9 protein-coding genes are annotated in these 7,125 nt (G+C 47.7%); 5 read left to right on the top strand and 4 right to left on the bottom strand.

From position 1 onward, the window contains the following. Positions 1-521 precede the first annotated feature (521 nt). The gene (gene pgl, locus O9295_RS03055) at positions 522-1,256 is read left to right on the top strand and encodes a 6-phosphogluconolactonase (RefSeq protein WP_288031602.1); all 735 of its coding nucleotides are present in this window, start codon (positions 522-524) and stop codon (positions 1,254-1,256) included. Between the two features lie 191 nt (positions 1,257-1,447). Beyond that, entirely contained in the window at positions 1,448-2,074 is a 627-nt protein-coding gene (locus O9295_RS03060) for a double zinc ribbon and FHA domain-containing protein (protein ID WP_147074244.1), read from the top strand. A 75-nt stretch (positions 2,075-2,149) separates the two neighbouring features. Here the strand turns inward: O9295_RS03060 and O9295_RS03065 are convergent, their stop codons facing one another. Continuing rightward, on the bottom strand, positions 2,150-2,371 hold the full coding sequence (locus O9295_RS03065) for a hypothetical protein (RefSeq protein ID WP_288031616.1): 222 nt from the start codon (positions 2,369-2,371) through the stop codon (positions 2,150-2,152). On the opposite strand from O9295_RS03065, the gene O9295_RS03070 reads away from it, so the two are divergent. After that, entirely contained in the window at positions 2,334-3,581 is a 1,248-nt protein-coding gene (locus tag O9295_RS03070) for a site-2 protease family protein (RefSeq protein WP_288031606.1), read from the top strand. The two genes, O9295_RS03065 and O9295_RS03070, sit on opposite strands and share 38 nt — an antisense overlap. On the opposite strand, the gene O9295_RS03075 is transcribed toward O9295_RS03070, so the two are convergent. Further along, a complete protein-coding gene (locus O9295_RS03075; protein WP_147070243.1) occupies positions 3,500-4,264 on the bottom strand; it encodes a metallophosphoesterase family protein in 765 nt (254 codons plus the stop codon). The genes O9295_RS03070 and O9295_RS03075 overlap by 82 nt on opposite strands. Positions 4,265-4,641: 377 nt before the next feature. On the opposite strand from O9295_RS03075, the gene tpiA reads away from it, so the two are divergent. After that, positions 4,642-5,367, top strand: a complete 726-nt coding sequence (gene tpiA, locus O9295_RS03080; RefSeq protein WP_002760957.1) for a triose-phosphate isomerase — start codon at positions 4,642-4,644, stop codon at positions 5,365-5,367. On the opposite strand, the gene O9295_RS03085 is transcribed toward tpiA, so the two are convergent. Beyond that, entirely contained in the window at positions 5,364-6,146 is a 783-nt protein-coding gene (locus tag O9295_RS03085; protein ID WP_288031613.1) for a fumarylacetoacetate hydrolase family protein, read from the bottom strand. The two genes, tpiA and O9295_RS03085, sit on opposite strands and share 4 nt — an antisense overlap. Positions 6,147-6,291: 145 nt before the next feature. Between O9295_RS03085 and rpsF the strand changes: the two genes are divergently transcribed. Then, positions 6,292-6,681, top strand: coding sequence for a 30S ribosomal protein S6 (gene rpsF / locus O9295_RS03090; protein WP_004163403.1), 390 nt, complete (start codon positions 6,292-6,294; stop codon positions 6,679-6,681). 6 nt (positions 6,682-6,687) lie between these two features. Here rpsF and O9295_RS03095 read toward each other — a convergent pair. Next, positions 6,688-7,125: Uma2 family endonuclease (locus O9295_RS03095; protein WP_288031610.1), on the bottom strand; the 438-nt coding region annotated here is incomplete at its 5' end.

The following is a 7,125-nucleotide window of genomic DNA, read 5'->3' on the forward strand; positions in this document are numbered from 1 at the left end:
GATGTCTTGTCTAACAACGCTTTACCAATAAAGCTGAGAGGGAATCCGAACTAGGGAAGTATTCGGAGGTCTGTGCCAGATTGTGTCTCGATGCGGTAGTCTCTACTTGCGTCGCCTAAATTGGTTTAGGCAAGCCCCGTCCCTTTTAGGGCGGGGTTAGTGACTAGTCTGTTTAAAAGTTCTCGCTGGGGGTTCCCAGAAGGATTTTGCCGAGAGGCACTCTGACAAACTGTAATTTCCAATTAACTCTTGCTCGACCTCCTGCCCAACACTATGGTTAAATCGTTCTGCTTGTCAACCCCCTTCGAGAATCGACTCTAGAAATATTACCTCAATATGGTATCGGTAAACTTAATCCCTTTCAAAGAATAAAATTTTCCCAAGCTCTCAGACTAGGTTTCCCCCCGTATCTCTTACCTAAGACAGAGGCTGTCAAAGAATAAAATTTTCCCAAGCTCTCAGATGAGTCCTGAATGGTTAGCCTATAGTAAAGACAGCCCCCTGAGTTGATAACAAAACCCATGCAGAAATTGGTGGAAGTTTTAGCTGATAAACAAGCTCTGATCGCAAAATCTCTGGCACTGGTTCTGGAAAAAATCACAACCAGCCTCGAACAACAGGACTATTTTACCATCGCTCTGTCCGGCGGTAGTACCCCGAAACCTCTCTACGAGGCTTTATCCTCTCAACCCCTCGACTGGTCAAGAATTCACGTTTTCTGGGGAGATGAGCGCTACGTTAGTCCCGATCATCCTGACAGTAATCAACGCATGGCCCGGTTAGCATGGCTCGATCGCATACCGATCCCGGCCGCTAATATTCATCCTATGCCCACGGATGACCCCGATCCCCAGCTGGCCGCCCAAAAATACGATGATCATCTCCGCCAATGGTTTGGGGTCAATTCTCCCGATTTTCCCGTTTTTGACCTGATTTTATTGGGAATGGGCGATGATGGTCACACCGCCTCTCTCTTTCCCCACACGGCAGCTTTAACGGTAAGCGATCGCTGTATCACCGTCGGCGAGAAAGACGGCAATCCCCGCTTAACTTTTACCGTTCCCCTGATCAATCAGGCCCGTTGTGTGATCTTTATCGCTGCCGGCGAAAGTAAACGCCCCGCTCTACATGAGATTTTCTCTGCCTATGGTGACTCTTTCTCCTATCCTTCCCGTCTCATCCACCCCCCGGCCGGGGAATTATATTGGTTACTCGATGCGGCCGCTGGTTCCTCTTTGTGCTCGAGAATAGGGTAATCGGGGAATAGGGGATTGGGGCAATGGGGGAATGGGGGAATAGGGAAATGGGGAAATTCAACTAAAACCCTAAAACCCCAAAACCCTAAAACCCTAACACCCTAACACCCCAACACCCTAACACCCTAACACCCCAACACCCAACCCCTAATCTGCTTTTTTACTTTTTACTTTTTACTTTTTCCTTAAAAATGATCGTTTGTCCTAATTGCGAACATACTAACCCCGATGAGGCCAGTCAATGCGAGGCCTGTTACACTCCCTTGCCGCGGATGTCTTCCTGTCCTAGTTGTGGGGCAACCATCCTAACTGATGCCACCTTTTGCGGTCAGTGTGGCTACAATTTACAGCCTAATTCCGTTCCCATGGTGGCAGCCCAACCCGAATCGGAACCTGAACCCGTCCCACCAGTCCCTACACCCACCGTCGCCTCGATCGCACCTCCTCCTGTTGCCCCTCCACCGGTTCGGGCTGCCACCCGCTTACAGACGGAAATAGCTAGTTTGCAGCACCTGCAAACCGATAGCAAAATTGAATTACCCCTACATCTATCGGTAATTCATATCGGCAAACCTAACGATCGCATTCCCCCCGATATCGATGTTTCCGGTTTTCCCGATTCTGATATCGTCTCCCGGGTTCATGCCGATATCCGCGTCGAAGCGGGCATCTATTACCTCGAAGACAGCGGCAGCGCTAACGGAACCTACGTTAATCACACTCCCCTACCCCCCGGCAATCGTCATCGTCTCCGGGCTGGCGATCGCATTTCCCTCGGTAAAGGGGACAAAATGACTTTTATTTTCCAAATGTCCTAAAAGGGGACAGGTGTTAGGGGTTAGGGGTTAGGGTTTTCGGGTTTTGGGGTTTTGGGGTTTTCGGGTTTTCGGGTTTTAGCTGAATTCCCCCACTTCCCCATTCCCCCACTTCCCTATTCCCCCACTTCCCCATTCCCCCACTTCCCCATTCCCCACTTCCCCACTTCCCCATTCCCCCACTTCCCCATTCCCCACTTCCCCATTCCCCATTTCCCCACTTCCCCATTCCCCCACTTCCCCACTTCCCCCACTGAAAATTATGCGTACAAATTGGCGAATCGGCTCTTTATTGGGCATTCCTCTCTATATTGATTCCTCGTGGTTTTTGATTCTGGCTTTTGTCACCTTGATCAATGCCACTGATGCAGAAATTCAGTCTCTGGCGGCCCAGAGTTCTGTTTTAGCGTGGTTACTTGGTTTAATCATCGCTTTATTGCTGTTTATCTCGGTTTTACTCCACGAATTAGGTCATAGTTTAATGGCTCGTTGCCAAGGCATCGAGGTCAATTCCATTACCCTGTTTCTCTTTGGGGGTATGGCTTCGATCGATCGAGAATCTCGGACTCCTCCCGAGGCCCTGCAAGTAGCGATCGCTGGACCCGCCGTTAGTTTTCTCCTGTTTTGTCTCTTATCCCTAGCCAGTCACTTACCCTATTTAAACGCCAATTTAACTTATATATGCGGACATTTAGCGATAATTAACCTGTTTTTGGCTCTATTTAATCTTATCCCCGGTTTACCCCTCGATGGGGGTCAAATTTTAAAAGCAATGGTCTGGCAAGCGACTGGCGATCGCTGGAAGGGTTTACATTGGGCTGCGATCAGTGGTCAATTCATCGGTTGGTTGGGGATTATTTTGGGGATTTTCTTGGTTCTCTTGACGGCAGATGTGGGGGGTGCTTGGTTAGGATTAATGGGCTGGTTTATCCTCAGAAATGCCCGCGCCTACGATAATTTGACTAATTTACAGGAAAGTCTCCTCAATTTGCAAGCGGGAGAGGTGATGAGCAGAAATTTGCGGGTTTTAAACGCCCATCAAACCCTAGAGGAATTCGTCCAGGAATACGTTTTAGACCGAGCGGCTGCCAATACTGCTTATTTTGCCGCTTCCGAGGGACGTTATCGGGGATTAATTCGGGTGGAAGATTTACAGGCGATCGAGCGGAGTTTCTGGTCAGAAAAACAACTGCTTGATATTGCCCATCCCCTCACGGAAATTCCCACTGTTGAGGAAAAAACCCCCTTAGTGACGGTGGTGCAAAAATTGGAAACCATCCCAGACCGCATGATCACGGTGTTAACACCAGCCTCCGCCGTAGCGGGAGTGATCGATCGCGGCGATATCCTCAAGGCAATTGCGATTAAATACCAAATTCCCCTAGAGGAAACGGATATTGAACGCGCTCGCGAGGGAGTTTACCCCAGTTATTTGCCCTTAAATGTTATTGCTGCCGCTCTCGACAAGAGTGAACCGCCAAAAATCGGCGAACCGTCCTTAATGTCCTGACGTAGAGAGGATGGAAGATAATAATCTTGAATCTGGCTAATCCGAAAATTTCCTCGCTGGTTAACCTGCCACAATTTCCCCGTTTCCACATCTAAACAACTTAACCAGCCTTGGCCGTAGGCCCAAGTATCGATACAAATGGCATGGCCGAGATTAACTGGTTTCCCGCTTTTTTGGCTGGTATGGCCGCAAATCATGGTTTTTCCCGAACTATGGGCGGCGGGATATTGAAATTTCTCCCAAAAGAGTTTGTATTCTGGTTGTCTGGCTAGGGGTAGATGGGGATCGAGACTAGCGTGAACAAATAAATGATTGGCAGTTTCGTAGCTATTTATACAGACTTTTCCTAAAAAATCCCAGTGAGATTCAGGAATTTTAATTAGGTGGCCTTCACTATAGGATTTGAGGGTGGCTTTACCGCCTTTTTCTAACCAGAGACGCTGTTTGAGGGGGTTATTACGGGCTTGCAGCATGATAATCTCGTGATTACCTTTGAGGGGAATCAAATTTCCCTGTTTATGTAGGGAAATCAGGCGATCGATCACCCCTTTCGAGTCTCTGCCCTTATTAACGTAATCACCGAGGGTGATTAAAGTATCTTGCGGTTTGGGGTTGACGATCTCTAGTAAGTGATCTAGAGCTTTCGAGCAACCATGAATATCGCCGATCGCTAAGGTTCGCATGAGGATTTGGTAGGGGATTAGGGCATAGGTAGGGTTTGCGGCAAAAAGTTTTTCGTGGGGGCAGGGTGTGGGGTGTGGGGTGTAGGGTGTAGGGTTTTACCGATTTTGAGGTGGTCAGTTACCTAATTTTCAGGGAAAAAGTCCAGGAATTTTACCCCCGATCCCTCCAATGGTCGGCAATTTTTGAGGTCAAAAAAGTCTAAAAGCCTTATCAAACAAAGTTTTTAGATTTATTCAGCAAACCCTAGGTACAGGTAAAAGTATTAAAAAAATCTGCTCACGACAGACAGCGATTATCGGTGATCTTGCTTAGGGTAACAAAAAGGCTTACAGTAAAATGTACCATAAATTATCAAATCTACTAAATTAATTAAGCTGTGCCGAAAGTTGTTATTGCAGGTAACTGGAAAATGCACAAAACCCAGAGAGAAGCTTTGGAGTTTTTGCAAGATTTTAAATCCCATCTAGATGAAACCCCCGACGACCGAGAAGTAGTTCTTTGCGCCCCTTTCACAGCTTTAGCTGTCCTCTCTAAAACCCTCCACGGTGGTCGTATTCGCTTGGGGGCGCAAAATGTCCACTGGGAAAAATCGGGGGCTTATACGGGCGAAATCTCGGCGGATATGTTAACCGAAATTGGGGTTCACTATGTGGTTATCGGTCACAGTGAACGCCGGCAATATTTCGGCGAAACCGATGAAACCGTCAATTTAAGGGTTATATCTGCCCAAAAACAAGGTTTAATCCCGATTATCTGTGTGGGAGAAAGTAAAGCCCAAAGAGATGCTGGAGAAACGGAAAAGGTAATTATCAAGCAAATTCAAGGGGGTTTAGTCAATGTTGACCAAAAAAACCTCGTTATCGCCTACGAACCCATCTGGGCGATTGGCACGGGAGAAACCTGCGAAAGCGAGGAAGCTAACCGCGTTATCGGTTTGATTCGGCAACAATTAGACAATCCCGAAGTAACCATTCAGTACGGTGGTTCGGTAAAACCCGATAATATCGATGAAATTATGGCTCAATCGCAGATAAACGGGGCTTTAGTCGGTGGGGCAAGTCTAGACCCCGCCGTCTTCGCTAGGATTGTTAATTATCGTTAATTGATTTCTGCTGCCAAGACGCTATTTTCCAAAACGCCGATGCCTTCTATTTCCACCCGAACCTTATCCCCCACCTGCATCGGTCCGATTCCTTCGGGAGTTCCCGTTAGAATCACATCCCCTGGCAGCAGGGTCATCACTTGGGAGATATAAGCCACCAAGACATCGGGGGGAAAGACCATATCACTGAGATAACTGCTTTGTTTGGGGTCGCTGCCATCATTGAGAAAAGTGGTTAATTGCGCCCCGATACTCAATTCCCGGACAATCCAAGGGCCGAGGGGACAAAAACTATCAAATCCTTTCGCCCGCGTCCATTGGCTATCTTTTTTCTGTAAATCCCTAGCGGTGACATCGTTAGCAATGGTATAACCCCAGATTTTACTTCTGGCCTGGGCTGTGGTGCAGTTTTTGGCGGTTTCTCCCATAATTAATGCCAATTCTCCCTCATAATCCACTCTTTCCGATTGGGGCGGATAAAAAATCGTTTCACCATCGGCGATAATTGTCGTCGGTGGCTTGAGAAATAAAAGCGGTTCTTCCGGTACAGGTGTTCCCATCTCGGCGGCGTGGGCGCGGTAATTTTTGCCCACGGCAATAATTTTCGACGGGAAACAGGGGGCTAATAGTTGGTAGCTATCAGGTTCTAATTCTAGCTTGGTTAGTTGCCCTCCTTGCCAGGGAGGGGCATCAAAGACGGCAACGCTACGGTTTAGCTGTAACAGTCCGTAGAAGATTTGTCCTTGACGATGTTTCACTCGTACATAGCGTTGCGCCATATTTTTCTGGGAATGACTAGCGATCGACTCTCGGATAGTAGTATGATCATATATCCTTGCTTCTTTATTAAAAGCTAGAGAGTTATGAAAATCAATTAACCTCCGGTCTTGACAAAGAAGCCTTCTAGTCCATAAGGATTCTGAGATGAGCAATAACTACGAAACTCTTTACATTCTCCGTCCCGATTTAGGGGAAGAAGTCGTTCAGCAACAAGTGGAACGTTATCGGACTCTGATTACCGAACACAGCGCCACAGACATTCAAGTGAAGGTGTGGGGTAAAAAACGTCTGGCCTATCCCATCAAAAAACTCAATGATGGTGTCTATGTGCAGATGAATTATCAGGCCAGCGGCAAACAAGTCGCCCCCATGGAACGGGCCATGCGTTTAAGTGATGAGGTTATTCGTTATTTAACCCTAAAACTCGATCGCGTGGTGGCCCCCCCTGCCGATTTATCTCCCTTAACGGAAATTCCCCCCTCTCCTATCACCGAAGCGGTGGTGGAAGATGACGGTATCTCCGCTGAAGATTAATTATAGTCACAACTGTGTCGGGTCAATGCCCAATTCCCGTAATCGGGCAAAAGCGCGATCGCGTTCTTGTTGTGCTTGGTTGCGTTCCTCAAAGAGGGTTTCAGGGTCTTTAAATCGTTCCCCATCGGGATAAAAGACCTCTAAACCCTCTTCAAACATCTCAAACCGAATCCCTAGGATTGGGGAAGTCCAAGGAAAATTCAAGGCCGTTACTGGGAAAAAATCCTCTTGCTGATTGGCCCGCACCAATCCCCAGAAATCATGGGAGTCTGGGTCATAGAAAAACATTTCTAATACCCCATGCTCCCGATAGAAAGACTGCTTTTTGAGCATTTCCCTGGCACTATTGCTCGGAGAGAGGATTTCAAACACTACCTGGGGGGCAATATTGTCTTCTTCCCATTGTTTATAGCTGCCGCGCTCACCCGGTGGACGGCCGAAAAC

The sequence above is a fragment of the Microcystis sp. LE18-22.4A genome (assembly GCF_027531105.1).
Classification (GTDB): domain Bacteria; phylum Cyanobacteriota; class Cyanobacteriia; order Cyanobacteriales; family Microcystaceae; genus Microcystis; species Microcystis aeruginosa.